Raw genomic sequence first — 24515 nt, 5'->3', positions numbered from 1 at the left:
GCGCGCGATCAGGCTTCGTAGTGGTCGCGCACGAGGCGATCCAGCAGCCGGACGCCAAAGCCGGAACCCCAGGACTGGTTGATCTCATCCAGCGGCGAACCCATTGCGGTGCCGGCGATATCGAGATGCGCCCAGGGGGTGTCCTGCACGAAGCGCTTCAGGAAATGCGCCGCCGTGATCGAACCCGCGTAGCGGCCGCCGGTGTTCTTCATGTCGGCGAACTTGCTGTCGATCATCTTGTCGTATTCCTTGCCGAGCGGCATGCGCCAGACCTTCTCACTCGTGGAGAGGCCGGCCTCCGTCAATCGGCTGGCAAGCGCGTCATCGTTCGAAAACAAGCCGGCATGGACGCTGCCGAGCGCCACGACGACGGCGCCCGTCAGCGTCGCAAGGTTGATCATGAACTGTGGCTTGAAGCGGTCGTTGCAATACCACAGCGCGTCGCAGAGCACGAGACGGCCTTCGGCGTCAGTGTTGATGACCTCGACCGTCTGGCCGGACATTGAGGTGACGATATCGCCCGGGCGCTGGGCATTGCCGTCCGGCATGTTTTCGACGAGGCCGATGATACCGACGGCATTGACCGCTGCCTTGCGGGCGGCAAGCACATGCATCAGGCCGGTGACAGCGGCCGCACCGCCCATGTCTCCCTTCATGTCCTCCATGCCTGCCGCCGGCTTGATCGAGATGCCGCCGGTGTCGAAGACGACGCCCTTGCCAACGAAGGCGACGGGACGCTCCTTGGCCTTTCCGCCCTTCCACTGCATGATGGCAAGGCGCGGCGGACGAGCGGAACCTTGGGCGACGCCGAGCAACGCCCCCATGCCGAGACGCTTCATCTCGCGCTCCGTCAGGATTTCGACCTCGACGCCGAGTTTTTCCAGCTGCTTTGCCTTTGCCGCGAACTCGACGGGGCCGAGCACGTTCGGCGGTTCGTTCACGAGATCACGCGCAAGGTTGACGCCATCGGCGACAACTTCAGAATCGGCAAAGGCCTTCGTTGCGCCGGCCGCAGCGGCGGTAATGATGGTGACCTTGGTTGCCTTGCCGTTCGCCTTGTCCTCGTCGTCGGTCTTCTTCGTCTTGTAGGTATCGAAGCTGTAACCCCGCAGCAGAATGCCGAGCGCGAAATCCGCGGCAATCTTTGCATCGATATCAACGCCTGGGGCATCAATGAAGATGGTCGCCTTCTCGACGCTCTTGATCTTCGAGGCAGCCGTACCGCCTGCCTTCAGCCAGTCATGCGCCGTCAGTTCTTCGGCCTTGCCGAGACCGATCACGATAAGGCGTTCGGCCGGCGAGCCTTCGGGGGCGACAATATCGAGCGTGCTCACCGGTTTTGCCGAGAATTTCGCAATTTTCATGGCCCTAGCGATGACGCTGGCCGGGTCGGCGATCCCGGCTCCCGCAGCCAAATCGGCGTCGCTTGCCTTCAGCAGAATGCTCAGTCCGCCGCTGATCTTGGCCGACTTTGAAAATGAGATATCGAATTTGGCTGCCATGTCTTCTCCATTCGGATTCTGTGGAATCCAACCGGCGGCGATAATTTCGGGTTTCAGCGCTGAAAACAAGCGTGATCTGGAAACCATGGACAAATCTGCAGGACCGAGTCAAAAAGCAACTGTGCTTGCTATGGCGCGCCGGAAACCATGAGAAGAATGCCCTGACGTGACCGCTAGTCTTGCAGACAAGTCATCCGCCCAAGCTCGCTTTCCATCCAGCGCGGGATATATTTTTATAGCGCTCTTCTGTCTGTGGTGGGTGCTGCTTCTGATATTCCATTCTTTCCCGCAGGTCGATATCGTTGCCTCGTGGCATTTCTTTCTCGTCGAGACCTGCAAACCCTCCAACGCAGCGGCGCAGATTTGCGGACATTTCCCCTCACGTCAGCCCTTTCTGGAAACGCTCAGAACGATTTTCTTTCGGCTGCCGTATGTTGTGGGGGCCTTTCAACTCGCCCTGCTGATTGCGTGCTACCGGCATCACGGCGGAACCTTCAACGCGCTCCGGGCCCGAAACCTCAAGATCGCCCTGGCATCACTGCTGCTTGGACCCGGCCTGATCGCGAACCTCATCCTTAAGGCACATTGGGGCCGGCCGCGGCCGATCGAGACCCTCAACTTCGGCGGCAGCTTCGATTTCGTGCAGGCGGGATCGCTTGCCGGAAAGTGCATGTCGAACTGTTCGTTTGTCTCCGGAGAGGCGGCAAGCGCCGGCTGGCTGCTCTGCCTCGTCATGCTGATACCGCAACCGGCGCGAACCGGACTGTTTTTGCCGATTCTGGCGATCTCTATCCTCACGCCGCTGATGCGGCTTTCCTTCGGCGCGCACTACCTGTCCGATCTCGTGCTCGGCTGGCTTTTGGCGATTGTGGTTTTTGCCGGTGTCTATGCGTTTACCGATTCGTCACACCGGCCAAAAAATTCTGAAATTTGAGCGAAATTTTGACACCTGCTTGTCGCAAATGCGCAGCAAACAGCTTAGATGGGTTCCTGCTGCGATGCCTCCGCTTCGCAGGTGCTTTCAAGGGCAGGCATGAAACTACTAGAGATCTACATATTGCGGCGCGTCGGCCAGATGTTTCTCGTAGCGCTGCTGCCGGTGCTCGCGATCATATGGACGACCCAGGTCCTGCAGCGTATCAACCTGGTCACCGATAGCGGTCAGTCGATTGGCTCGTTCGCCAAGCTTGCGACGCTGATCCTGCCATCGATCATTCCTGTCGTCCTGCCCTTCGCCATTGTGATCGGCGTCACTCAGACGCTGACGACGATGAACAACGATTCGGAGCTGACCGTTATCGATGCGGCCGGCGCAAAACGGAACATCATCATCCGCCCGATCCTGCTGCTTGCGGCCGTGATAAGCATATTCTCGTTCTTCGTCGACAACGTCGTCGAGCCGAAGGCTAAGACCGGCGCGCGCCAGATGATCGCGGCAGCCTATGCCGATCTGCTGTCCACCGTCATCGAAGAGAAGAACTTCCGCAGGATCGATGAAGGTCTCTACGTGCAGATTTCGGAACGGTTGGCAGGCCGCGTGCTGAGGGGCCTGTTCGTCGTCGACGAGCGCGATCCCGCCTTCGACATGATCTATTACGCACGCGAGGGCGCGGTCGACGATGCGGGAACATCACTCATCATGCGCGACGGCGAGGTTCAGCGCAAAGCCCGTGACGGCAACGTCTCCATCATCAAATTCGACTCCTATTCCTTCGATCTCTCCGATCTGACGCAGAACCGCGGGCAGGCGACGCTTCGGGCCAGCGACCGCGATCTGGCCTTCCTGTTCAATCCGGATCCTGCCGACAAGGATTACATCGCCAAGCCGGGGTCGTACCGCGCTGAACTTCACCGTCGGCTCAGCGATTGGGTTCTGCCTTTCGTTTTTGCGCTGATTGCGCTGGCGGTCGCCGGTGACGCGCGGTCGCATCGCGAGGCGCGTCTCCATCCGATGGTCGCGGCTCTGACCCTTGCCTTTGCCCTGCGCTGGGCGTCGTTCTACGCGGCAAACCAGATCGACACGGATCCGTTCTACATCAGCGTGCTGTATGCGATACCCGTCGTGGCCGGCATCGCCGCTATCGTCTTCCTCAGCATGCACAAGCGTCTTTTGATTCCAGCCGCCGTGGGAGAACGCGCCGCCGGCATCTGGCATAGAATCGAGCGACTGCTGCCTTCCGCAATCGGAAAAACGCCCGGAGGCCGCGCATGATCTTCGGCACCCTGGGACGCTACTTCTTCCGCCGGTATCTTGCGATCACGATCTGGTTCTTCCTCGGAATCATCTCGATCGTCTACCTTATCGATTTCAGTGAGACGGCAGGCCGGATGTCGGGCCTGCCGGGCTATACAGTTGCCGGAGGCCTGCTGATGACGGCCGTCAGGCTGCCGCTCATCATTCAGCAGACCGTGCCTTTCATAGCGCTCTTCGTCGGGATGACCGTGCTGATCGGATTGAACCGCAGGTATGAACTGGTGGTGGCGCGCGCAGCCGGCATCTCGGTGTGGCAGTTCATGTCGCCTTTCATCGCCGGCGCCTTCCTGCTCGGCATCCTGACGATGACCGTCATCAATCCACTCGCGGCTTGGGGTCAGCGGCAGGCAGCACTCGTGGAAACCGATTGGCGCGGCCAGGAAAAAGCAACAAGCAACAAGCCGCAGGTTCCCTGGCTGCGCCAGATCAGCGGCCAGGACGACGTCATCATCGGCGCGCGCACGATTCAGGAGAACGGGACGCTGCTGATCGATGCCGTTTTGATCCACTTCGATTCGGCCGGCCGCGTCATTCTGCGACAGGACGCAGCTTCGGCAAAATTGGAAGATGGTTACTGGCTTCTTAAGAACATTACCGAACGCCGGCCAGGCGAAATCGCGGTTCGAAAGGATACTCTTCAACTTCGCACCAATCTGAAACAGGATTTCGTCCAGGAACGGTTGACAGCGCCTGAAACCGTTGCCTTTTTTGATCTTTCCAATCGAATAGCAATTGCCAAATCCTTCGGCGTTCCGACGAAGGCACTGGAGACGCAATTCCACTCATTGCTGTCCCAACCGCTGCTGCTTGTCGCGATGACTCTCATTGCTGCAACAGTGTCGCTAAAATTTAGCCGGTTCAACCAGTCGAGGTCGGTGATTCTGGGTGGAATCCTTTCGGGCTTCGTGCTTTATGTCGTCAACGTGCTTGTAAAGGCATTTGGAAGCAGCGGAGTCGTACCGCCTTTCGTGGCGGCTTGGATTCCGGTCGTCGTCGCATTGGCTCTCGGCGCAACGATTCTGCTTCATCAGGAGGACGGCTAGTGGCGGCAGGCGACCGCAAGACTTTTAGTAAACAGTTGGTTGCCCTGCTCGCAGGGACGACTCTGCTCAGCTATTCCGGAAACATTCCCGCCGTATTCGCGCAAGATTCGACGCTGCAGAGGCTGCAGCCGAGGGTCGATCCCGAAGCGAAGATGATGCTTTCGGCCAACGAGCTCGTCTACAACCGCGATCAGCAGATCGTCTCCGCAATCGGAGGCGTACAGATCAACTATGCGGGCTACAAAATGGTGGCCCAGCGTGTGGAATACAACCAGAAGACGGGCCGGATGATGGCGATCGGCAATATCGAGCTGATCAGCCCCGACGGCAATCGCATGTATTCCGACAAGCTCGACGTGACAGACGACTTCGCCGAAGGCTTCGTCAATGCGCTGCGCATCGAGACTACGGACAACACGCGCATCGCCGCTGAAAGCGGCGAGCGGGTCAACGACAATCTGATGATCCTCAACAAGGGCGTTTACACGGCATGCCTTCCCTGCGCCGAACGCCCCGAACGCCCGCCTTTCTGGCAGGTCAAGGCCGAGCGCGTCATCCAGAACGGCGAAAAACATACCATCCGGCTGGAGAAGGCACGCTTCGAACTGCTCGGTCATCCGATCGCCTTCCTCCCCTGGATCGAGGTTCCGGACCAGACGGTCAAGCGAAAGTCCGGCTTCCTGTTCCCCAGCTTCAGCACATCGCAGAACCTCGGCTTCGGCCTGACGGTTCCCTACTACTACGTTTTCTCGCCGAGCATGGACCTGACAGTCAGCGGCACCGGCTACACGAATCAGGGCTTCCTGCTCGATGCTGAGTTCCGGCAGCGTTTCGAAAACGGCACGCATACGCTCCGCGTTGCGGGCATCAACCAGATACATCCGCAGAGCTTCACCGAGGACACGAGCGACCGTGAAGCCGATAACCGCGGAATGATTGGATCCCAGGCAGAGTTCAAGATCAATCCCCGCTGGACATTCGGCTGGGATGTCATGGTCCAGAGCGACAATAACTTCTCGCGTACCTACGAACTCAAAGGCTTCAACGAAACGACCCACAACAACCAGGTTTATCTGACGGGTCTCGGCAAGCGGAATTACTTCGACATCAGATCGTTCTATTTTGACGTCCAGGATGCCGATCCCGATAGCGAGGCAGAAAAAGAGCAGGCGATCGTCTATCCGGTGATAGACTATCATGCCGTGGCACCGCAGCCGCTTGCCGGCGGCGAGCTGTCGCTCGATGTCAACTTTACGAATATTTCGCGCACCCACGACAGCTTCTTCCTCAACCCTGCGGGCGAAAACCGCTTCCCAGGCCTCGAGGGACAGACGTCCCGCCTGACGGGCGAGTTGGAATGGAAGCGTACTTTCGTGACGCCCCAGGGCGTACTTATTACGCCTCTCATCGCCGCACGAGGCGATGCACTCGCGCTCAACATGGACGATCCAAGCGTGCTTGGAACTTACGACGGCAATTACGACGACGGCAAAAGCGCAACGCGCGGAATGATCACCGCCGGCCTGGAAGCGCGCTATCCTATCCTGATGACCACGGCAAACAGCACGCACGTCTTCGAACCGATCGCACAAGTCTACGCCCGTCCCGACGAGCCGCTGGCAGGCGCCCTACCCAACGAGGACGCGCAAAGCTTCGTTTTCGACGCGACGTCGCTTTTCGAGCGTGACAAGTTCTCGGGTTACGATCGCATCGAGGGCGGCACGCGCGCCAATATTGGCTTCCAGTACACCGGCACGTTCGACAACGGCTACAAGCTTCACGGCATTTTCGGCCAGTCCTATCAGCTTGCCGGTCAGAACTCGTTTGCCGAGGACGATCTCGTGAATGTGGGGGCGGATTCGGGTCTCGAGACCACCCGTTCCGACTATGTCGGACTGGCCGGTGTGGAGACGCCGCAGGGGCTTTCCTTCGCCGCCTCGTACCGCCTGGACGAGGAGGATCTTTCCTTCCGTCGCGGCGATCTGACGACCGGTTTCCAGACCGATACGTTCCAGAGCCAGCTTCTCTACACCCATATTTCCGCACAGCCGGACTACGGGTTTGCTGAAGACAGCGATGAAATCCAGGCCAAGGCAACGGTCAAGTTCAAGGACTACTGGTCCGTCTTCGGTGGCATCGCATGGGATCTCAACAACGATGTCGTCAGCAGGAAGACACTCGGCCTTTCCTATGAAGACGAATGCACGATCTTCACAATCGCCTATAGTTCGAAACGCGATACGAGCGACCAGTCGGCAAGCGATTGGAGCATCGGTGCCAGACTCACGTTCCGCACGCTTGGCGATATCAACGTTGGATATTCTGACGATATCGAAAAGAATATCTACAATAATTGATCGCGACATTGGACGGCGAAAGAAAGTGGGGCCTTTCTTTCGCCGCAACACTATGCAGGACATTGCCGTCAATCGGGTTATGAGGCATAGGGATGTCGCTTGGCGGTATCCGGCCTCGGCAAAGCTGTGTACACGCGCACTTGCTGCCGCAGCGTCTATGGGAAGGATTGACACATGATTGGCGCGAGAAAAATTGTCACAACTCTGTTTGCCGGAGCTGCCTTGTGCGTGCTCGGGGCGCTTGTTCAGCCCCAGGGCGGTTCCGCTTTTGCCGCCAGCGAAGTCAAGGCCGTCGTCAACGGGGTGGCGCTGACCACAGGCGACGTCGCAACGCGCCAGGCGTTCCTTCGTCTCCAGCGCCAGAAGGCCGATGCGAAGACGGCAGAAGAATCGCTTGTTGAGGAAACCCTGAAGCGTCAGGAAATCTCGCGGGTGCGCATGTCCGTCTCCCAGGATGACGTCAATGCGTCCTTTGCGCGCTTTGCATCCGGAAACAAGCTCTCGACCGAGCAGCTTACCCAAGTTCTCACTCAGGCCGGGGTCGGCGCCGATCATTTCAAGCAGTATATTGCAGTGCAAATGAGCTGGCCGCGTGTCGTCAATGCGCGCTATGGGTCGAGTGCCCGCATGTCGAGCAGCGATCTCGTCAGTCGCATGATGGAAAACAACAAGCAAAAACCGGTCACGACCGAATACATGCTTCAGCAAATCATCTTCGTGGTGCCGCAAGCGAAGAAGGGCATTACGGGCAAGCGCAAGAGCGAGGCCGAAGCCTCACGTTCGAAATATCCGGGCTGCGAACAGGCAAAGGTCTTTGCAGCAACAATGCGCGACGTCTCGGTCCGCGAACTTGGCCGCATCCTGGCGCCCGAACTTCCGGCCGAGTGGAAGCCATTGGTCGAGCAGGCCAAGGGCAATACCACGGCGACCCGCGTGACGGACAAGGGCGTGGAGTATCTTGCGATCTGCAGCCAGCGCGAGGTGTCCGACGATACGGCCGCTGAGATCGTTTTCCGGCAGGAAGACCTCGACAAGGCCAAGGCCGGCAAGAGCGCGCCGGAAAACGAAAACGCCGCCAAATATATGGAAGAGCTGCGCAAGAAGGCGCAGATCATCTATCGCTGACCGCCGTGGCTACCCCATTTTCGCGCCCGCTTGCGCTGACGCAAGGCGATCCGGCCGGCATCGGCCCGGACATAACCCTGATGGCCTGGCTGAGGCGGCGTGAGCTTGGCCTGCCACCTTTCTTTCTGATCGGCGACCCAGACGTGCTGGCGGTAAGAGCGCGGCAGCTCGATCTTTCCGTCGCGATAGCTGAGGCGAGCGCTGCAACGGCTCCGGATGTCTTTGCCGATGCCCTGCCCGTCCTGCCAATTCCTGCCGGCGTCGAAGTGGCCGCCGGCGAGCCGCATGTCGCGACGGCGCCTGCTACGATTGCCGCGATCGAAACCGCCGTATCGCTGGTCGTCAAAGGCGAGGCGGCAGGCGTCGTCACCAATCCCATCGCCAAAGCCGTCCTTTACGAGGCTGGCTTCAAATTTCCCGGACATACTGAATTTCTTGCCGATCTCGCTACCCGCGCGACCGGCAAACCGGTCAGGCCCGTTATGATGCTGGCGGGCCCCAAGCTGCGGGCGATCCCGGTTACCATTCATATCCCGATCAAGGACGTTCCCCAGGCTCTGAGCGGCGAACTGATTGTGGAAACGTGCCGCATCGCACACGCCGACCTCCGAAAGCGCTTCGGCATCGAGAGACCGCGCCTTGCCGTCGCCGGTCTCAATCCGCATGCTGGCGAAAGCGGAACGATGGGACGCGAGGACGAAGACATCATTCATCCCGCCATACAGCTTCTTCGCTCCGAGGGCATCGACGCGATCGGCCCCCTTCCCGCCGATACCATGTTCCACGACGAGGCCCGCGCCCGGTATGATGTCGCGGTCTGCATGTATCACGATCAGGCCCTGATCCCGGTCAAGGCCCTTGGCTTCGACGATTCCGTCAATGTGACGCTCGGCCTGCCCTTCGTGCGGACATCGCCGGATCACGGAACGGCATTCGGTATTGCCGGTAAGGGCCTTGCGCGCGAACAGAGCCTGATTGCCGCCCTCAAGCTTGCAGCCCATCTCAGTCGTTCGGCGGAACATCGCTGATGGCCGCACTCGATGGTCTGCCGCCGCTTCGGGACGTGATCCAGCGTCACGGCCTCGATGCACGCAAGGCGCTCGGGCAAAACTTCCTTCTCGACCTCAACCTGACGCAGAAAGTGGCACGCACGGCAGGATCGCTGGAAGGCTGTACCGTCTTCGAGGTAGGCCCTGGACCCGGTGGGCTGACGCGTGCCATCCTGGCGCTAGGGGCGAAGAAGGTGATTGCCGTCGAGCGTGATCCGCGATGCCTGCCCGCGCTAGCGGAAATATCGGACCACTACCCTGACCGGCTCGAGGTTATGGGCGGCGATGCGCTGAAGACCGATTTCGAGGCGCTGGCGCCCGAGGGACCTGTCAAGATCATCGCCAATCTTCCCTACAATGTCGGCACGCAACTGCTGGTGAACTGGCTGCTGCCAAAGGAATGGCCGCCGTTCTGGGATTCCCTGACGCTAATGTTCCAGAAGGAAGTTGGTGAGCGTATCGTCGCCGCACAGGACGACGACCACTATGGTCGGCTCGGCGTGCTTTGCGGCTGGAGGACCGATGCGTACATGGCCTTCGACGTCTCGCCGCAGGCCTTCACGCCGCCGCCGAAGGTGACGTCGACGGTGGTGCATCTGACGCCGAAGGAAAACCCCATCCCCTGCGCCGTCGCCAACCTTGAAAGAGTAACGCATGCTGCCTTCGGTCAGCGGCGCAAGATGCTACGCCAGAGCCTCAAGCCGCTGGGCGGCGAGAGCCTGCTCAATAAGGTAGGCATCGATCCGCAGCGCCGCGCAGAAACGCTTTCCGTCGAGGAATTCTGCCTGCTTGCGAATTCGCTTTAGAGAGCGGGCGTTTCTTCCAGCAATTTGGTGACGAAATCGTAGATGCCGTGCCGCCGGTCGCGGCGCAGGCGTTCGGCCTTCACGATCGACTGGACGGCGTCGAAGGCGGTGTCGAGGTCGTCGTTGACGATGACATAGTCATATTCCCGCCAATGGGAGATCTCGGCGCGTGAATTGGAAAGGCGCTGGGCGATGACCTCTTCCGAATCTTCGGCACGCCGGTGAAGGCGCGACTGCAATTCAGTCATCGTCGGCGGCAGGACGAAGATCGACACGACGTCTGCCGACATCTTCTCCTGCAACTGCTGGGCGCCCTGCCAGTCGATATCGAAAAGCATGTCGCGGCCTTCGGCCATCGCAGCTTCCACCGGCTCGCGCGGCGTGCCGTAGAAATTGCCGTGCACTTCGGCCCATTCCAGCAGCGCATCGGAATCGCGCAGCCGCTCGAATTCGCGAATGCTCTTGAAATGGTAATGAATGCCCTCGACCTCGCTCGGGCGCCGCTGGCGGGTCGTCACGCTGACGGAGAGGCCGATCTGCTTGTCCTGTGCCAGCAGCGTCCTTGCGATCGTCGACTTGCCCGCGCCCGACGGCGACGAGATGACGAGCATCAGACCGCGGCGGGCGATCGGAACGGGCGAAGCTTTCGCCGGTTTCATGTCCTACTCCAGATTCTGGACCTGTTCGCGGAACTGGTCGATGACGACTTTCAGTTCGATGCCGGCAGCCGTAACCGCCGAGGCATTCGACTTGGAACAGATAGTATTCGATTCGCGGTTAAATTCCTGTGCAAGGAAATCGAGCTTGCGGCCGACCGGACCACCGCGGCCCAACAGATCGCGCGCAGCCGCGACATGCGCCTTCAGCCGGTCGATCTCTTCGCGAAGATCGGCCTTGGTCGCGAGCAACGCCGCTTCCGCATGCAGCCTGTCGCGGTCAAGCGCGCCTATCCCGTCCATCAGCAAGGCAACCTGCGCCTTGATGCGCGAGGAAATCTCCTGCGGCGTGCGCGACGGGTCGCGCTCGATCGCATGCGTCAGGTCTTCGATCGTCGAGACGTGATTGAGCAGCACGCGGGACAGCGCGGCGCCCTCCTGCTCCCGCATATGCTTGAGGTCGGCGAGCGCGGCGAACAGGCCGTTGGTGATGTCTGAATCGCGCGCGGCGATCTCTGCCTCGCTGTCCTCAGTCTCGCGAAACTCAACGAGCCCGCGGATGGAAAGCAGTGTATCGAGGGTCAGCGGCGCCGGATCGATGACGCCTGCAAGCTGGTCGCGCATGGCGAGCACGTTGGCCAGCGCTTCCTGGTTGAGAACAGTTTCGAAGCGGTTCTCGCCGGCCGAGACCGAGAGGTTGACCTGCATGTTGCCGCGGCTGAACTGTTCGCCCGTGACACGGCGGACATCGGTTTCCATGCGCTCGAGGCCGGGCGGCAGGCGAAGCCGCAGGTCAAGCCCCTTGCCGTTGACCGACCGCAGTTCCCATGCCCAGCGCCAGCGGCCGCTCGTTCCCTCGCGCCGCGCAAAACCAGTCATGGACTGCAAAGCCATCCGAGCCTCCGAAATCAATTCGTCTTCTTTTTCTTCTGCTGAGCCGGCGGCTCGGCCTGAGCTTCCGGCTGGCCGTCGACCACGATATTCGGATCGGCGCCCTTGTCAGCTGCAAGCTTGCGCCAGCGCTTGACATTGGCATTGTGTTCTTCAAGCGTCGCCGCAAAAACGTGGCCGCCGGTGCCATCGGCAACGAAATAGAGATCCGCCGTCTTCCACGGATTAGCAACTGCTTCCAGGGCATCGCGGCCGGGATTTGCGATCGGCGTCGGCGGCAGGCCCTTGATCAGGTAAGTGTTGTAAGGCGTTTCCTTCTTCAGGTCCGACAGGAAGATCGGCCGGTCGGCGGGCTTTCCGTCGCCACCGAAGAGGCCGTAGATGATCGTCGGATCGGACTGAAGCCGCATGCCTTTGGCGAGCCGGTTGAGGAAAACGGACGCGACGTGCGCGCGCTCATCCGGAATACCTGTCTCCTTCTCGACGATCGAAGCGAGTATCACGAACTCTTCCCTGGATTTCAGCGAGACCGAAGGATCGCGCTTCTCCCAGATCTGATCGACGAGCTTCGTCTGTGCCGCGGCCATCTGGTCGATGATCTCGGGGCGTTTCGTGCCGCGGGAGAACTTGTAGGTGTCGGGACGCAGGCTGCCTTCGGGTGGCAGCGCCGTCGGCAGCTCGCCTTCGAGGACGGTATCCCCGTTCATGCGGTTGAACATCTGGCGCACCGTCAGGCCCTCCGGGAAGGAGATCGAATAGAGGATCGATTTGCCGGACTTCAGCAGTTCCATGATGTCGTTCATGGAAGCCTTCGCCTTGATCTCGTATTCACCGGCCTTCAGGCTCTCGCCCTCTTTCAGGTACGTCGCCGTGAGGTAGCGGAAGATGCGGGCATCGGAGACGATGTTGTTGCGCTCGAGATTGGTGGCGATCTCCGAAAGACCGGCGCCGCTGCGCACGATGAAATTGGTGTTCGTCTCCAGCGGACCGGGTTCCTGGTAGCTGGAGATCGCGTAATAGAACGCGAAGATGCCGGCGGCGCAGGCAAGCACGACCATCGTCATCAGGAAATTCAGGAAGATGACGACCTGGCTGCGCGCCTTCTTCGAGCGCTTCGGCGGCTCCGGAACGCGTTCCGGGCGCAGCGCTTCATTGGGCGACTTCGGAATGATCGGCCCATTCTGCGCAGGCTGGCTGTTGTGGCCCGCCGCGTCGTTGCTCTGATTCGTATCGCTCACCGGCAATCCTCTAAACTTGGCCCTGTCCGCTGTTTTAAGAAGCAATACGGCAAAAAGCAGGTAGGGCCATCCTCCCGAAGGTACTGGCCCGTCCTCCTGTCGCTTCAAAAACCGCCGTCAGGCGGTGTAGCGGCGCAGCACCAGCGATGCATTCGTACCCCCGAATCCGAAGGAATTCGAGAGTGCGACATTGATTTCTCGCTGACGAGCCTTGTGTGGAACGAGATCGATGGCGGTTTCTCGCTCGGGATTATCGAGATTGAGCGTCGGCGGGGCGACGTTGTCGCGGATCGCAAGCGTCGCAAAGATCGCCTCGATGGCGCCTGCAGCCCCCAGCAGATGACCGGTCGCCGACTTTGTCGAAGACATCGAAATCTTTGACGCCGCGTTGCCGACCAGACGCTCGACAGCGCCAAGCTCGATCGTATCGGCCATGGTCGACGTGCCGTGCGCGTTGATGTAATCGACATCCGCAGAGGTCAATCCGGCGCGCTTCAGTGCCATGGCCATGCAGCGCTGCGCGCCGTCGCCGTCTTCCGCCGGTGCGGTGATATGATAGGCGTCGCCCGAGAGGCCGTAGCCGACGACTTCCGCATAAATCTTTGCGCCGCGCGCCTTGGCATGTTCCAACTCTTCGAGAATGACGATGCCAGCTCCCTCGCCCATGACGAAGCCGTCGCGGTCACGGTCGTAGGGACGCGACGCCTTCTCAGGATCGTCATTGTGCTGCGTAGAAAGCGCCTTGCAAGCCGCGAAGCCCGCGAGCGAGATGCGGCTGACCGGCGATTCCGTTCCACCCGCGACCATGACATCTGCGTCCCCGAGCGCGATCATACGGGCGGCATCGCCGATGGCGTGGGCGCCGGTCGAACAGGCGGTGACGACCGAGTGGTTCGGCCCTCTGAGCTTGTGGCGGATAGAGACCTGACCGGATACGAGGTTGATCAGACGGCCGGGGATGAAGAAGGGCGAGATGCGGCGCGGACCCTTATCACGCAGCGTATAGCCCGCTTCTACGATGCCCTCGATGCCGCCGATGCCTGAGCCGATCAGCACGCCGGTCGCGATTTGATCCTCATCATTGTCAGGATGCCAGTTGGCGTCGTTCAGTGCCATGTCGGCGGCGGCCATGCCGAAGATGATGAAGGGATCGACCTTGCGCTGCTCCTTCGGCTCCATCCAGTCATCCTGGTTGAACGTGCCGTCGGTGCCGTCGCCAACCGGAATGCGGCAGGCGATCTTGGCAGGAAGGTCGCCCACCTCGAATTCGGTGACAAGACGAGCGCCGCTGCGTCCGGCGAGCAGCCGCGACCACGTCACGTCAGTTCCGCATCCCAAGGGTGATACCATGCCGGTACCAGTGATGACGACCCGTCTCATCGACAGCTTCCCCGCCTGTTCTTTCGTTAACGCAATGCACAAACAAAAAGGGCGGACTCATGGCCCGCCCTTTGAAAATCACACAGGATTAAGCCTGGGCCTTTTCAATGAACTTTACTGCGTCGCCGACCGTGAGGATCGAGTCTGCTGCATCGTCCGGAATTTCCACGCCGAATTCTTCTTCGAAGGCCATGACCAGTTCGACCGTGTCGAGCGAGTCAGCGCCCAGATCGTCGATAAAGCTGGCGCCCTCGACAACCTTCTCGGCGTCGACGCCAAGATGATCAATAACAATTTTCTTTACGCGTTCTGCGATATCGCTCATGTCGGTTTCCTCGACCTTATATCCTGATGAGAATGCCTTCCGGCATCCCTACCCTGCTTCAGCCTTCGGCGCCCTCTCGGCACTTTCAGCAAACTCGTTAGCCCGGCTCTCGAAGATGTCCCATGCTGGCAAAAAGCCCGCCGGTCCGCCTTGTTTCCCGGAACGACTGTGACAGTCATGGCCCGCTTAACACGGTTTATGTCTGCCGCAAAGCCTGAAAATCAACCCCGTTCGATTGCTCAACACGCTATTCCGGCGAAAAACGCGAACAGGGCCGGTTTTCCGTTTCAGATCATGGCCATGCCGCCGTTTACGTGCAGTGTCTGACCCGTCATGTAGCCAGCTTCCGAGGAGGCAAGGTAGGCGACTGCCGACGCGACTTCGGCGCCTGTTCCCATGCGCTTCATCGGGATCGCGCCCATGATCGCTTCCTTCTGCTTGTCGTTCAGCTTACCGGTCATGGTGGATTCGATGAAGCCAGGCGCGACGCAGTTGACGGTCACGTTGCGGGTCGCGATCTCCTGGGCAAGAGACTTGGTAAAGCCGATCATACCCGCCTTGGAGGCGCAGTAGTTTGCCTGTCCCGGGTTGCCGGTAACGCCGACCACGGACGTAATGTTGATGATGCGGCCGTAGCGGCGGCGCATCATCGGATGTGTCAGTTCACGCGTCAGGCGGAACATTGCCGTCAGATTGACCTCGATGACGCTGTCCCAGTCCTCGTCGCTCATGCGAACGAAGAGGCCGTCCTTGGTGATGCCTGCGTTGTTCACCAGGATATCGACGCCTTCGAGCTCGGCTTCGGCCTTGACGCCGAGCGCCTTGACCTCGTCACGATCGGAAAGGTTCGCCGGGAATATCTTGACGCGATCGCCAAGTTCGCCCGCCAGCGCTTGGAGCTTTTCGACGCGCGTGCCGTGAAGGCCTACGACGGCGCCCTGTTTGTGGAGAATGCGGGCGATTTCCTCGCCGATGCCGCCGGATGCACCGGTGACGAGCGCCTTGCGGCCGGAAAGATCGAGCATGGATGCGTTCCTTATATTTGGTGAAACCAATCAGGCCATGAGGGCGGCAACGGCCGCGTCGATATCGGCGGGCGTATTGACGGTGATGCCGTTCACCGTCTTGTCGATACGGCGCGCAAGGCCTGTCAGAACCTTGCCGGAGCCGAGCTCATAAAGCGTCGTGACATTGTTTGCGGCAAACCATTCCACCGTTTCGCGCCAGCGGACCTGGCCGGTGACCTGCTCAACAAGCAGCCTGGCGATCTCGCCGGCATCCGTCACCGGCGCGGCGCGGACGTTGGCAATCAGCGGCACGACCGGGTTGGACTTCGAAACGCCTGCGAGCGCTTCGCGCATCGCATCTGCGGCCGGCGCCATCAGCGAAGAGTGGAAGGGAGCGGAAACCGGCAGCAGGATCGCGCGCTTGGCGCCCTTTTCGGTCGCAAGTGCCGCGCCTTTTTCGACGGCTGCCTTTTCACCGGAAATGACGATCTGGCCGCCGCCATTGTCGTTGGCGATCTGGCAGGCACCTTCGACCGACGCGGCTTCGCACACTGCAACCACGTCGGCATGTTCCAGACCGATGATTGCCGCCATGGCGCCGACGCCGACAGGGACTGCCGCCTGCATGGCGTTGCCGCGAATACGCAGCAGACGCGCGGTGTCGGCAAGCGAGAAGGTGCCGGCGGCACAGAGCGCGGAGTATTCGCCAAGCGAATGGCCGGCGACGAAGGACACCTTTGACTTGAGATCGAGACCCTTCGCCTGAAGGACACGAATAACCGCGAGCGATACCGCCATCAACGCCGGCTGAGCATTGGCCGTGAGCGTCAGCGTATCTTCCGGGCCTTCGAACATGACCGTCGAGAGCTGTTCGCCGAGCGCATCGTCAACCTCTTCGAAGACGGCACGGGCTTCGGCATAGTTTTCCGCGAGTTCCTTGCCCATGCCAACGGCCTGGCTGCCCTGGCCGGGAAATGTGAAAGCGACGGTCATCTATATGTCCCTTATTATGTCATTTGGACTATTTCGCCTCCAATTGACGTTCTTGCCGGGAGAGTCAATAGCCGCGCCAGGGTCTCCAGAGCCTTTGCCGGCGCGAAAAGCCCCAATTTTTTCCTTGCGCTTGCGCAATTCGCGCCTAGATTTGCGCCGCCCTCCCCGGACATGTCCGCTCATCCATTTTCAAGGTATCCAATGAAGTTGAATCGATTAGGCCGTACCGATATTTCCGTTTCGCAAATCTGCCTCGGCACCATGACCTGGGGCACACAGAACACCGAAGCCGAAGCGCACGCGCAGATGGATTACGCGGTCGAGAAGGGTGTCAACTTCTTCGATACCGCCGAACTCTATCCGACGACCCCGGTCTCGCCGGAAACGCAAGGACGCACCGAGGACTATATCGGCAGTTGGTTTTCAAGGACGGGCAAGCGCAAGGACATCGTGCTGGCAACCAAGGTCTCCGGCGAGGGCCGCGACTACCTCCGCAACGGCGAAGGCGCAGACGCCAAGAACATTCGCCTCGCGCTGGAAGCCAGCCTGAAGCGGCTGAAGACAGACTACGTCGATCTCTACCAAATACACTGGCCGAACCGCGGCCATTTCCATTTCCGCCAGAACTGGACCTACGATCCCTTCGGGCAGGATCGTGAAAAGGCGCTTGCCAACATGGCGGAAATCCTGGAGACGATGGACGACCTGCAGAAGGCCGGCAATATCCGCGCCTTCGGGCTCTCCAACGAAACGGCCTGGGGCACGCAGAAATACCTGACGCTCTCCGAAGAGAAGAACCTGCCGCGCGTCGCAAGCGTCCAGAACGAGTACAGCCTGCTTTACCGCCACTTCGATCTGGACATGGCGGAGCTGTCGCATCACGAGGACGTCGGCCTGCTCGCCTATTCGCCGCTTGCGGCTGGCCTTCTCAGCGGCAAGTACCTGAACGGCGCCAGACCCGCCGGCTCACGCGCCTCGATCAACGGAAATCTCGGCGGCCGCCTTCAACCGCTCCAGGAAGCACCAACCAAAGCCTATGTCGAGATCGCCGCGAAATACGGTCTCGATCCCTCCACCATGGCGCTTGCCTTCTGCCTCACCCGCCCCTTCATGACCTCCGTCATCATCGGCGCGACGACGATGGAGCAGCTGAAGATCGACCTGAGCGCCGTCCAGGTGAACCTTTCGAGCGATGTCCTCTCCGAGATCGAGAAGGTTCGCCGACAGTATCCGATGCCGATGTGAGGGCGTGAGCCTGCCAGCAGCGTACATCACCGAAGTTCCACCCGACGGGTCAGGTCACTGAGCCGTCAACGCGGATGCCGCGGCGGCTTTCGTGACCGGCGGTGGATTCCACTTTCCCGTTAGCGCATGCGGATTCGGTGCGTACAGCCGCATTGTCAAGGAGGGTGGTCAGCCGTCATTGAGACATTGACACGAGGTGCGAAAAAGCAACGCCAATACAGCTGGTTAGTTACGACGTAGGTACTCTCGCAGATATGGTATTGGCCGTCCGGGGATTCCTGTACACGGTCCCGTGGGATGGTGAAATTATGCGGCAAATAAGTGTAACCACCATCTACCCTGGACCGCACTGAAGACGGAGGTATGGCGCGGCAATCAGAACCGCCGCAACACTTGAATTTCGTCTGTGGGTCAATCGTGCCTTCGTACCAATCATGGGCGTTCGCGGCCGTTGCGGCGGCGATACAGATTGCCGTGAAGATGAACCTTCGCATGGCATTCCTCAATCATTTGGCGGCGCGGCTCGTTCAAGCGTCCAAGTATATTAGCGCTCCGTTAAAAATACCATTGGCCTTCGACTGACTAACGCAGCTCCAGCAGGCGACGCTCGCAGCTGAAAGACCGCATTGGGTCACGGCTTCAATGCTCCGAAGGACTGGCAGAGAAGGGTCGAACTTCTCCTTTCGTCGCTGGCCGAAGATCGGACACACGTCGAAAACCAACACACGTTGCGATACGCGACTGCCCTCAACTGTGCGCGAAGGGAATTTGCCTCTTTGTCGCGGTGCTCTTGCCTTCTGCCGAAAAACCCGTATAAGCGCCCCTGTTCGCAAACCCGGTCTTCTGGCTGGTGGCTGAACGGAGGGCCGGTTTCTGTGGAAATCGTTCGGAACGGAAGCGTTCCAGCCTCCCGTGTCTCCGCTCTCGACCGTCTCGGAAACGCTTTTCTTGCCTGGGCTCAGCCCGTCAGGAGCAGTCGTTGAGGCTTAGCCGCCGAAGTTCGGGTTGAACCAACGCAAGAAAGGCAAAGCTGTCATGGCTCTTTATGAACATGTATTCCTTGCCCGGCAGGATATTTCCGCTCAGCAGGTCGATGCCCTCGTAGAACAGTACAAGGGCGTGATCGAAGCTAACGGCGGTAAAGTCGGGCGCATCGAAAACTGGGGCCTCAAGTCCCTCACCTACCGCATCAAGAAGAACCGCAAGGCTCACTACGCCCTGATGGACATCGATGCTCCGCCGGCTGCCGTCCAGGAAATGGAACGCCAGATGCGCATCAGCGAAGACGTCCTGCGCTACATGACGATCGCTGTCGAAAAGCACGAAGAAGGCCCGTCGGCCATGATGCAGAAGCGCGACCGTGACGACCGCGGCCCGCGTGACGGCGCCCGTGGCCCGCGCGAAGGCGGCTTCGGTGATCGCGACCGTGGTCCTCGCCCGCCGCGTGAAGGTGGCTTCGGCGACCGTGAAGACCGTCCGCGCCGTCCGCGCGAAGACCGCGTATAAGGAGATTTGAGATATGTCTGAAGCTTCCTCCGCTCCGGTCCGCCGCCCGTTCCATCGCCGCCGCAAGACCTGCCCGTTCTCCGGCGCAAACGCTCCGCGAATCGACTACAAGGACGTGCGTCTCCTGCAGCGCTACATTTCCGAGCGCGGCAAGATCGTTCCGTCCCGCATCACGGCTGTTTCGCAGAAGAAGCAGCGCGAGCTCGCCCAGGCGATCAAGCGCGCCCGCTTCCTCGGCCTGCTGCCTTACGTCCTCGCCTAATCGGCTGACGCAGTTGAATTGAGGGAAGGCAGCGATGCCTTCCCTCCTCCCTTCCGCGATGGGCGCGGATCGGAACCCTGAAAACCCATGTTGAGGCGGGTTTCTCTGAATTTGATTCAGGAAACATCCTCTAACTGCTTGATGAAGCAGGACAGCGACGTGACCAAACTGAACTTCAAGACGCTGCTGACCGGCGCGCTCGCCGGATTGACCGCCGCACTCCTCGTGCTCGGCGCGAGCGCGCAGTTGTCGTTCAGCGCCCTGCTTTACGCCGCTTCCGCGCTACCCATCCTTCTCGTCGGCCTCGGCTGGGGCAATGCCGCGGCAATCTCGGCCGTCGTGACGGCCGCCTCCGTCGGCGCTACCGCCATCTCGCCGACCTTCGCGCTGATGATGACGCTGGTGACGCTGATCCCGGCCGGCTGGATCAGCCACCTGGCAAATCTTGCCCGCCCTGCCGCCGAACTCGGCGGTCCCGACCACCTGACGGCCTGGTATCCGCTTTCCGATATCCTGCTGCATCTCTGCGGGCTGGTGACGCTCGCCGTCATTGTGACCGGCTATATGATCGGCTACGGCCCGGAGCTTATCGGCCAGATGGTCGATACGCTTTTCGGCTCCTTTGCGCAGCAGCAGCCTGATTTCACCTTCAATGACACGGCCACCGCGCAGACGAAATCGTTGCTGCTCCTGATGCTGCCAGCGATCCAGGGCGCGATGTGGGTGCTGATGCTGTTTGCGGCCTACTACATCGCGACACGCATCGTGAATGCATCCGGCCGCGCGCTTCGCCCGCGCGAAGACATTCCGTCGGCCCTGCGCATGAACCGCAATGCGATCTTCGTCTTCCTCGCCGGTCTTGCCGCCACCTTCTTCGGCGGCGTTCCAGCGATGATCGGAGCAACCGTCGTCGGCACCTTCGGCGCCGGCTTCCTGCTTTCCGGCTTCGCCGCGCTGCATTTCCGCACGCGCGGCAAGGATTGGCGCCTGCCGGCGCTCGTCCTCTGCTACCTGATGTCGCTCATCCTGATGCTGCCAGCCTTTTTCATTCTCGTCGTCGGTCTGTCCGATACGCGCAAAGCGATCGCCCTGACCCCGAACAAGAATGCCGATGCCCCTCAATCCACAGACAAGAAAACCTAGAGACACGAAAGGAAAACGAAGATGGAAGTCATTCTTCTCGAACGCATCTCCAAGCTCGGCCAGATGGGCGAAACCGTGAAGGTTCGCGACGGCTTTGCACGCAACTACCTCCTGCCGCTCGGCAAGGCTCTGCGCGCAAACGCCGCCAACAAGGCCCGTTTCGAATCCGAGCGCGCCACGCTCGAGGCCCGCAACCTCGAACGCAAGTCGGAAGCCCAGAAGGTTGCCGACGTCCTCGGCGGCAAATCCTTCATCGTCGTTCGCTCCGCAGGCGAAACCGGCCAGCTCTACGGCTCGGTTGCTGCCCGCGACGTCGTTGAAATCCTCGCCGCCGAAGGCTTCAACATCGGTCGCAACCAGGTTCACCTGAACACGCCGATCAAGGCAATCGGCGTCCACAAGATCGAGCTGCAGCTTCACGCCGAAGTCGAAATCCACGTCAATCTCAACGTGGCCCGCTCCGCCGACGAAGCCGAGCGCCAGGCAAAGGGCGAAACGCTCACCTCCGTCGACGCCATCTACGGCGTTGATGAAGACGCCCTTCGCGCGGAAGACTTCTTCGATCCGGATGCCGACGGTAACGCCGAAGACGAAGCATAAGCTTCGGAAGCATCTTACAGAAACAGAAGCCCGGCTCCAGCCGGGCTTCTGCCGTTTTGCAGATTGGTCTGGCCCGGTCTCATTGTCCCCGGACTACAGCAAGGTTAGCCTGCATTGCGCGGATGACGTTCAATGTCGTCCTGAGGTCGTTTTCGAGAATGCCCGCGACGACCCGGGCGCGCACGTCTGCGGCTAGATCCTCAACCTCTCCGGCGACGACCCTGCCCGCATCCGTCATGTAGATCTCCTTGGCGCGGCGGTCGGAACCGGCGACGCGGCGTTCCAGGAAGCCTTGTGCTTCCATGGCATCCAGAATCCGGACGAGCGTCGGCGTTTCGAGCTCCAGCCGTTCGGCGAGTTCCCGCTGATTGATGCCATCCTTCTTGTTCAGGGTAAAAAAGACTCGCGCGCGCGGCAACGTCATGTTCCTCTGGCGCACGAGCGAATCGAATGTCGCTCTCAATTTTCGGCTAAACGCCGCGATGTTCTCGATAAGCTCGCGCCTGAGCTGCATATCCGGCATGCATTTCCCCTATTATTTAGTTAGTATGCTAATTATATTTCCTCTGTCTAATTCAGTCCCAGCGCTTTTACAAGTGCCACGCTCAACGCATTCGGGCTAAATTATATGGGTTGGATGAGTCGCGGTTCCACGCCGTGTCCTCAAGGTGACACCGTCGATATTTTCTCCCTGGCGGCTTCAAGCGCTGTGGAGAAGTCGAACAATGTGCAAAGCGTTACGGATTTCACGGCAAGCCCAAGGCTGTTGCTGAGCTGCACTTGCATTTGCCTTGGCGAGCCTGCAAATCCGGGGACGGAAAAGACAGAACGGATCAAGATGAACGACGCAGCGCGAAAGATTGCCGCCGTTGCTCCAGCGGAGCAGCATTACCGCGAAGCACCCAACAACATCGAAGCCGAGCAGGCGCTTCTGGGTGCCATCCTGATGAACAACGACGCCTATTACCGGGTGTCTGACTTCTTGAAGCCGATCCACCTCTATGAGCCGCTCCACCGCAAGATCTACGAAGTTGCGGGCGATATCATCCGCATGGGCAAGATCGCCAATCCGGTGACGATCAAAACCTTCCTGAAGGCAGACGAGAAGGTCGGCGACATGACTGTCTCCGAGTATCTCGCGCGCCTTGCCCGCGAAGCCGTGACGATCATCAACGCCGAGGATTACGGCCGGGCGATCTACGATCTGGCGCTACGCCGGGCGCTGATCACCATCGGCGAGGACATGGTCAATATCGCCTATGACGCGCCGCTCGACATGCCGCCCCAGACGCAGATCGAAGATACCGAGCGCCGCCTCTTCGAGCTTGCCGAAAACGGTCGCTACGACGGCGGCTTCCAGGCCTTCAACGACGCTGTGGCGCTGGCGATCGATATGGCTGCGGTCGCCAAGGAGCGCGACGGCGGTCTCTCGGGCATTTCGACGGGCATTCATTCGCTCGATTCGAAGATGGGCGGACTGCAGCGATCGGACTTGATCATCCTTGCCGGCCGCCCGGGTATGGGCAAAACCTCGCTTGCGACCAACATCGCCTACAACATTGCCGCCGCCTATGAGGGCGAAGTCCAATCCGACGGCAGCATGAAGGCGAAGAACGGTGGCGTCGTCGGCTTCTACTCGCTTGAAATGTCTTCCGAACAGCTCGCCACCCGCATCATCTCCGAGCAGACGGAAGTCTCCTCCTCGAAGATCCGCCGCGGCGACATCAACGACGCGGATTTCGAAAAGCTCGTCGCCTGCTCGATGATGATGCAGAAGGTGCCGCTCTATATCGACCAGACCGGCGGCATCTCGATTGCCCAGCTTGCCGCCCGCGCCCGCCGCTTGAAGCGCCAGCGCGGTCTCGACGTGCTGGTCGTCGACTACGTGCAACTGATGACCGGCTCGGGCAAGGCGAACGAGAACCGCGTCCAGGAAATCACCCAGATCACCACCGGCCTCAAGGCTCTCGGCAAGGAGCTTAACGTTCCGATCATCGCGCTGTCTCAGCTCTCGCGTCAGGTCGAAAGCCGCGACGACAAGCGCCCGCAGCTTTCCGACCTTCGCGAGTCTGGCTCGATCGAGCAGGACGCCGACGTCGTGCTCTTCGTGTTCCGTGAGGAATATTACGTCAAGAACATGGAACCACGCGATCCGGCCGATCCGAAGTATGCGGAATGGGAAGCGCTGTTCGACAAGGTGAAGGGCACGGCGGATGTCATAATCGCCAAGCAGCGTCACGGACCGACCGGCACCGTGAAGCTCGCCTTCCAGGCGGAATTCACGCGCTTTGCCGATCTCGCCGACTCGTCCTTCGTTCAGTACGAGGAACACTGAGTTCCAGTGCGATTTCACAAGCTGCCCTCATGTTGGCATCATCGCCAACATGAGGGCGCAACTGCTTTACCGTTCGAAAAGCGTGCTGTCGGACGGGGCCATCGTGGAAGTGGTGATCTGGAACGTTCCGCGGCCATTGCTGGGCAGCCAGCATAATTACAAATATAGCCTGTTCTGCGGTTATCCTGGAAAGCGCGTCGTTGGATACGGCGACCACAAGCATATCCGAGGCCATGAGGAGACGTATGAATTCTCGACGATCGACAAGCTTATCGATGATTTCCTCACAGACGTAGTGATGAGGAGGCAACCCCGCCGATGACAACCGCCACGATCCGAATTCAGCGAAACGACGAAACTGCGCTCCGGCAAGCCCTTGAGGGATTCGCTGCAGCCTGGAAGACGGGTGAAGCACAGGACCATGTCTTCAGCTTTTCCTCCCCCGAGCAGCTCTTTATGATCCTGACGCCCAAGCGCTGGACCTTGATCGAGACACTGCAGAGACTCGGCCCCTCGACGTATCGTAGTCTAGCCTCCGCCCTTTCCCGCGACGTCAAGCGGGTGCATGAGGACACGGCGGCGCTCATCGAATGAGGGACGTATTCATGTGCCCTACGACGTCATCCACGCGGATTTCGACCTTCGCAGCGTTGCCTGATGCTGGCTTTCTTCTGAAGGATTGTGCAGCGCAAAGTTTTGCGACGACCGACGAAACTTCATTCACTCCGAAGAACCAAGCTGCAGTGCGGCGCCGGACTTCCTATTGACCAAGTTGGCCACTAAACTGGCTGGAGACTC

Annotated in this window: 24 protein-coding genes; 15 read left to right on the top strand and 9 right to left on the bottom strand. The window is 60.1% G+C overall.

What is annotated here, in order from left to right; translation table 11 throughout:
- Positions 1 to 8: 8 nt before the first annotated feature.
- Positions 9 to 1502 (bottom strand): leucyl aminopeptidase, encoded by a 1494-nt coding sequence (locus N2599_RS04565; RefSeq protein WP_027507366.1) that lies wholly within the window; start codon positions 1500 to 1502, stop codon positions 9 to 11.
- A 166-nt stretch (positions 1503 to 1668) separates the two neighbouring features.
- On the opposite strand from N2599_RS04565, the gene N2599_RS04560 reads away from it, so the two are divergent.
- The 7 genes from N2599_RS04560 to rsmA all read left to right on the top strand — a co-directional run bounded on the left by N2599_RS04560 (position 1669) and on the right by rsmA (position 10136).
- Complete coding sequence (locus N2599_RS04560; RefSeq protein ID WP_280523760.1) at positions 1669 to 2436, top strand: phosphatase PAP2 family protein; 768 nt, start codon at positions 1669 to 1671, stop codon at positions 2434 to 2436.
- Between the two features lie 99 nt (positions 2437 to 2535).
- A complete protein-coding gene (lptF, locus tag N2599_RS04555; RefSeq protein WP_027507368.1) occupies positions 2536 to 3714 on the top strand; it encodes an LPS export ABC transporter permease LptF in 1179 nt (392 codons plus the stop codon).
- Positions 3711 to 4799: an LPS export ABC transporter permease LptG gene (gene lptG, locus N2599_RS04550; RefSeq protein WP_027507369.1), complete on the top strand. Its 1089-nt coding sequence runs from the start codon at positions 3711 to 3713 to the stop codon at positions 4797 to 4799. Before lptF ends, lptG begins: the two co-directional genes overlap by 4 nt.
- A complete protein-coding gene (locus N2599_RS04545) occupies positions 4799 to 7156 on the top strand; it encodes an LPS-assembly protein LptD (RefSeq protein WP_027507370.1) in 2358 nt (785 codons plus the stop codon). Before lptG ends, N2599_RS04545 begins: the two co-directional genes overlap by 1 nt.
- A gap of 174 nt (positions 7157 to 7330) precedes the next feature.
- Positions 7331 to 8281 carry a SurA N-terminal domain-containing protein gene (locus N2599_RS04540; RefSeq protein WP_027507371.1) on the top strand — a complete coding sequence of 317 codons (951 nt, stop codon included), beginning with the start codon at positions 7331 to 7333 and terminating at the stop codon, positions 8279 to 8281.
- A gap of 5 nt (positions 8282 to 8286) precedes the next feature.
- Entirely contained in the window at positions 8287 to 9309 is a 1023-nt protein-coding gene (gene pdxA, locus N2599_RS04535) for a 4-hydroxythreonine-4-phosphate dehydrogenase PdxA (RefSeq protein ID WP_027507372.1), read from the top strand.
- Complete coding sequence (gene rsmA / locus N2599_RS04530; RefSeq protein ID WP_027507373.1) at positions 9309 to 10136, top strand: 16S rRNA (adenine(1518)-N(6)/adenine(1519)-N(6))-dimethyltransferase RsmA; 828 nt, start codon at positions 9309 to 9311, stop codon at positions 10134 to 10136. Before pdxA ends, rsmA begins: the two co-directional genes overlap by 1 nt.
- On the opposite strand, the gene gmk is transcribed toward rsmA, so the two are convergent.
- From gmk to fabD, 7 genes are all read right to left on the bottom strand, one after another.
- The gene (gene gmk, locus N2599_RS04525; protein WP_027507374.1) at positions 10133 to 10795 is read right to left on the bottom strand and encodes a guanylate kinase; all 663 of its coding nucleotides are present in this window, start codon (positions 10793 to 10795) and stop codon (positions 10133 to 10135) included. The two genes, rsmA and gmk, sit on opposite strands and share 4 nt — an antisense overlap.
- 3 nt (positions 10796 to 10798) lie before the next feature.
- Entirely contained in the window at positions 10799 to 11686 is an 888-nt protein-coding gene (locus N2599_RS04520; protein ID WP_027507375.1) for a YicC/YloC family endoribonuclease, read from the bottom strand.
- A 14-nt stretch (positions 11687 to 11700) separates the two neighbouring features.
- Entirely contained in the window at positions 11701 to 12921 is a 1221-nt protein-coding gene (mltG, locus tag N2599_RS04515) for an endolytic transglycosylase MltG (RefSeq protein ID WP_027507376.1), read from the bottom strand.
- Between the two features lie 117 nt (positions 12922 to 13038).
- Positions 13039 to 14301, bottom strand: a complete 1263-nt coding sequence (fabF, locus tag N2599_RS04510; protein ID WP_027507377.1) for a beta-ketoacyl-ACP synthase II — start codon at positions 14299 to 14301, stop codon at positions 13039 to 13041.
- An 88-nt stretch (positions 14302 to 14389) separates the two neighbouring features.
- Positions 14390 to 14626 (bottom strand): acyl carrier protein, encoded by a 237-nt coding sequence (locus tag N2599_RS04505; protein ID WP_027507378.1) that lies wholly within the window; start codon positions 14624 to 14626, stop codon positions 14390 to 14392.
- A 287-nt stretch (positions 14627 to 14913) separates the two neighbouring features.
- On the bottom strand, positions 14914 to 15651 hold the full coding sequence (gene fabG, locus N2599_RS04500) for a 3-oxoacyl-[acyl-carrier-protein] reductase (RefSeq protein WP_027507379.1): 738 nt from the start codon (positions 15649 to 15651) through the stop codon (positions 14914 to 14916).
- Positions 15652 to 15681: 30 nt separating this feature from the next.
- Positions 15682 to 16626, bottom strand: a complete 945-nt coding sequence (gene fabD, locus N2599_RS04495; protein ID WP_027507380.1) for an ACP S-malonyltransferase — start codon at positions 16624 to 16626, stop codon at positions 15682 to 15684.
- A gap of 201 nt (positions 16627 to 16827) precedes the next feature.
- Here fabD and N2599_RS04490 point away from each other — a divergent pair, with 201 nt between their 5' ends.
- From N2599_RS04490 to rplI, 5 genes are all read left to right on the top strand, one after another.
- Positions 16828 to 17871 carry an aldo/keto reductase gene (locus N2599_RS04490; protein ID WP_027507381.1) on the top strand — a complete coding sequence of 348 codons (1044 nt, stop codon included), beginning with the start codon at positions 16828 to 16830 and terminating at the stop codon, positions 17869 to 17871.
- A gap of 1035 nt (positions 17872 to 18906) precedes the next feature.
- Positions 18907 to 19377, top strand: coding sequence for a 30S ribosomal protein S6 (gene rpsF, locus N2599_RS04485; protein ID WP_027507383.1), 471 nt, complete (start codon positions 18907 to 18909; stop codon positions 19375 to 19377).
- A 13-nt stretch (positions 19378 to 19390) separates the two neighbouring features.
- Positions 19391 to 19639, top strand: coding sequence for a 30S ribosomal protein S18 (gene rpsR, locus N2599_RS04480; protein ID WP_027507384.1), 249 nt, complete (start codon positions 19391 to 19393; stop codon positions 19637 to 19639).
- A 141-nt stretch (positions 19640 to 19780) separates the two neighbouring features.
- Positions 19781 to 20782: a DUF2232 domain-containing protein gene (locus N2599_RS04475; RefSeq protein WP_375714133.1), complete on the top strand. Its 1002-nt coding sequence runs from the start codon at positions 19781 to 19783 to the stop codon at positions 20780 to 20782.
- A 21-nt stretch (positions 20783 to 20803) separates the two neighbouring features.
- Positions 20804 to 21382, top strand: a complete 579-nt coding sequence (gene rplI, locus N2599_RS04470; RefSeq protein ID WP_027507386.1) for a 50S ribosomal protein L9 — start codon at positions 20804 to 20806, stop codon at positions 21380 to 21382.
- A gap of 79 nt (positions 21383 to 21461) precedes the next feature.
- Here the strand turns inward: rplI and N2599_RS04465 are convergent, their stop codons facing one another.
- Entirely contained in the window at positions 21462 to 21905 is a 444-nt protein-coding gene (locus tag N2599_RS04465; RefSeq protein WP_027507387.1) for a MarR family winged helix-turn-helix transcriptional regulator, read from the bottom strand.
- A 315-nt stretch (positions 21906 to 22220) separates the two neighbouring features.
- Between N2599_RS04465 and N2599_RS04460 the strand changes: the two genes are divergently transcribed.
- Genes N2599_RS04460 through N2599_RS04450 form a run of 3 tightly spaced genes read left to right on the top strand, consistent with a single transcriptional unit; the run spans position 22221 to position 24311 of the window.
- On the top strand, positions 22221 to 23717 hold the full coding sequence (locus N2599_RS04460) for a replicative DNA helicase (RefSeq protein ID WP_027507388.1): 1497 nt from the start codon (positions 22221 to 22223) through the stop codon (positions 23715 to 23717).
- A gap of 49 nt (positions 23718 to 23766) precedes the next feature.
- Positions 23767 to 24039, top strand: a complete 273-nt coding sequence (locus tag N2599_RS04455) for a toxin-antitoxin system TumE family protein (protein ID WP_027507389.1) — start codon at positions 23767 to 23769, stop codon at positions 24037 to 24039.
- A complete protein-coding gene (locus N2599_RS04450; protein WP_245209195.1) occupies positions 24036 to 24311 on the top strand; it encodes an HVO_A0114 family putative DNA-binding protein in 276 nt (91 codons plus the stop codon). Before N2599_RS04455 ends, N2599_RS04450 begins: the two co-directional genes overlap by 4 nt.
- Positions 24312 to 24515: the final 204 nt, after the last annotated feature.

The organism is Rhizobium sullae (genome assembly GCF_025200715.1).
Lineage (GTDB): Bacteria > Pseudomonadota > Alphaproteobacteria > Rhizobiales > Rhizobiaceae > Rhizobium > Rhizobium sullae.
This window is presented reverse-complemented; position numbering and strand designations above follow the sequence as displayed.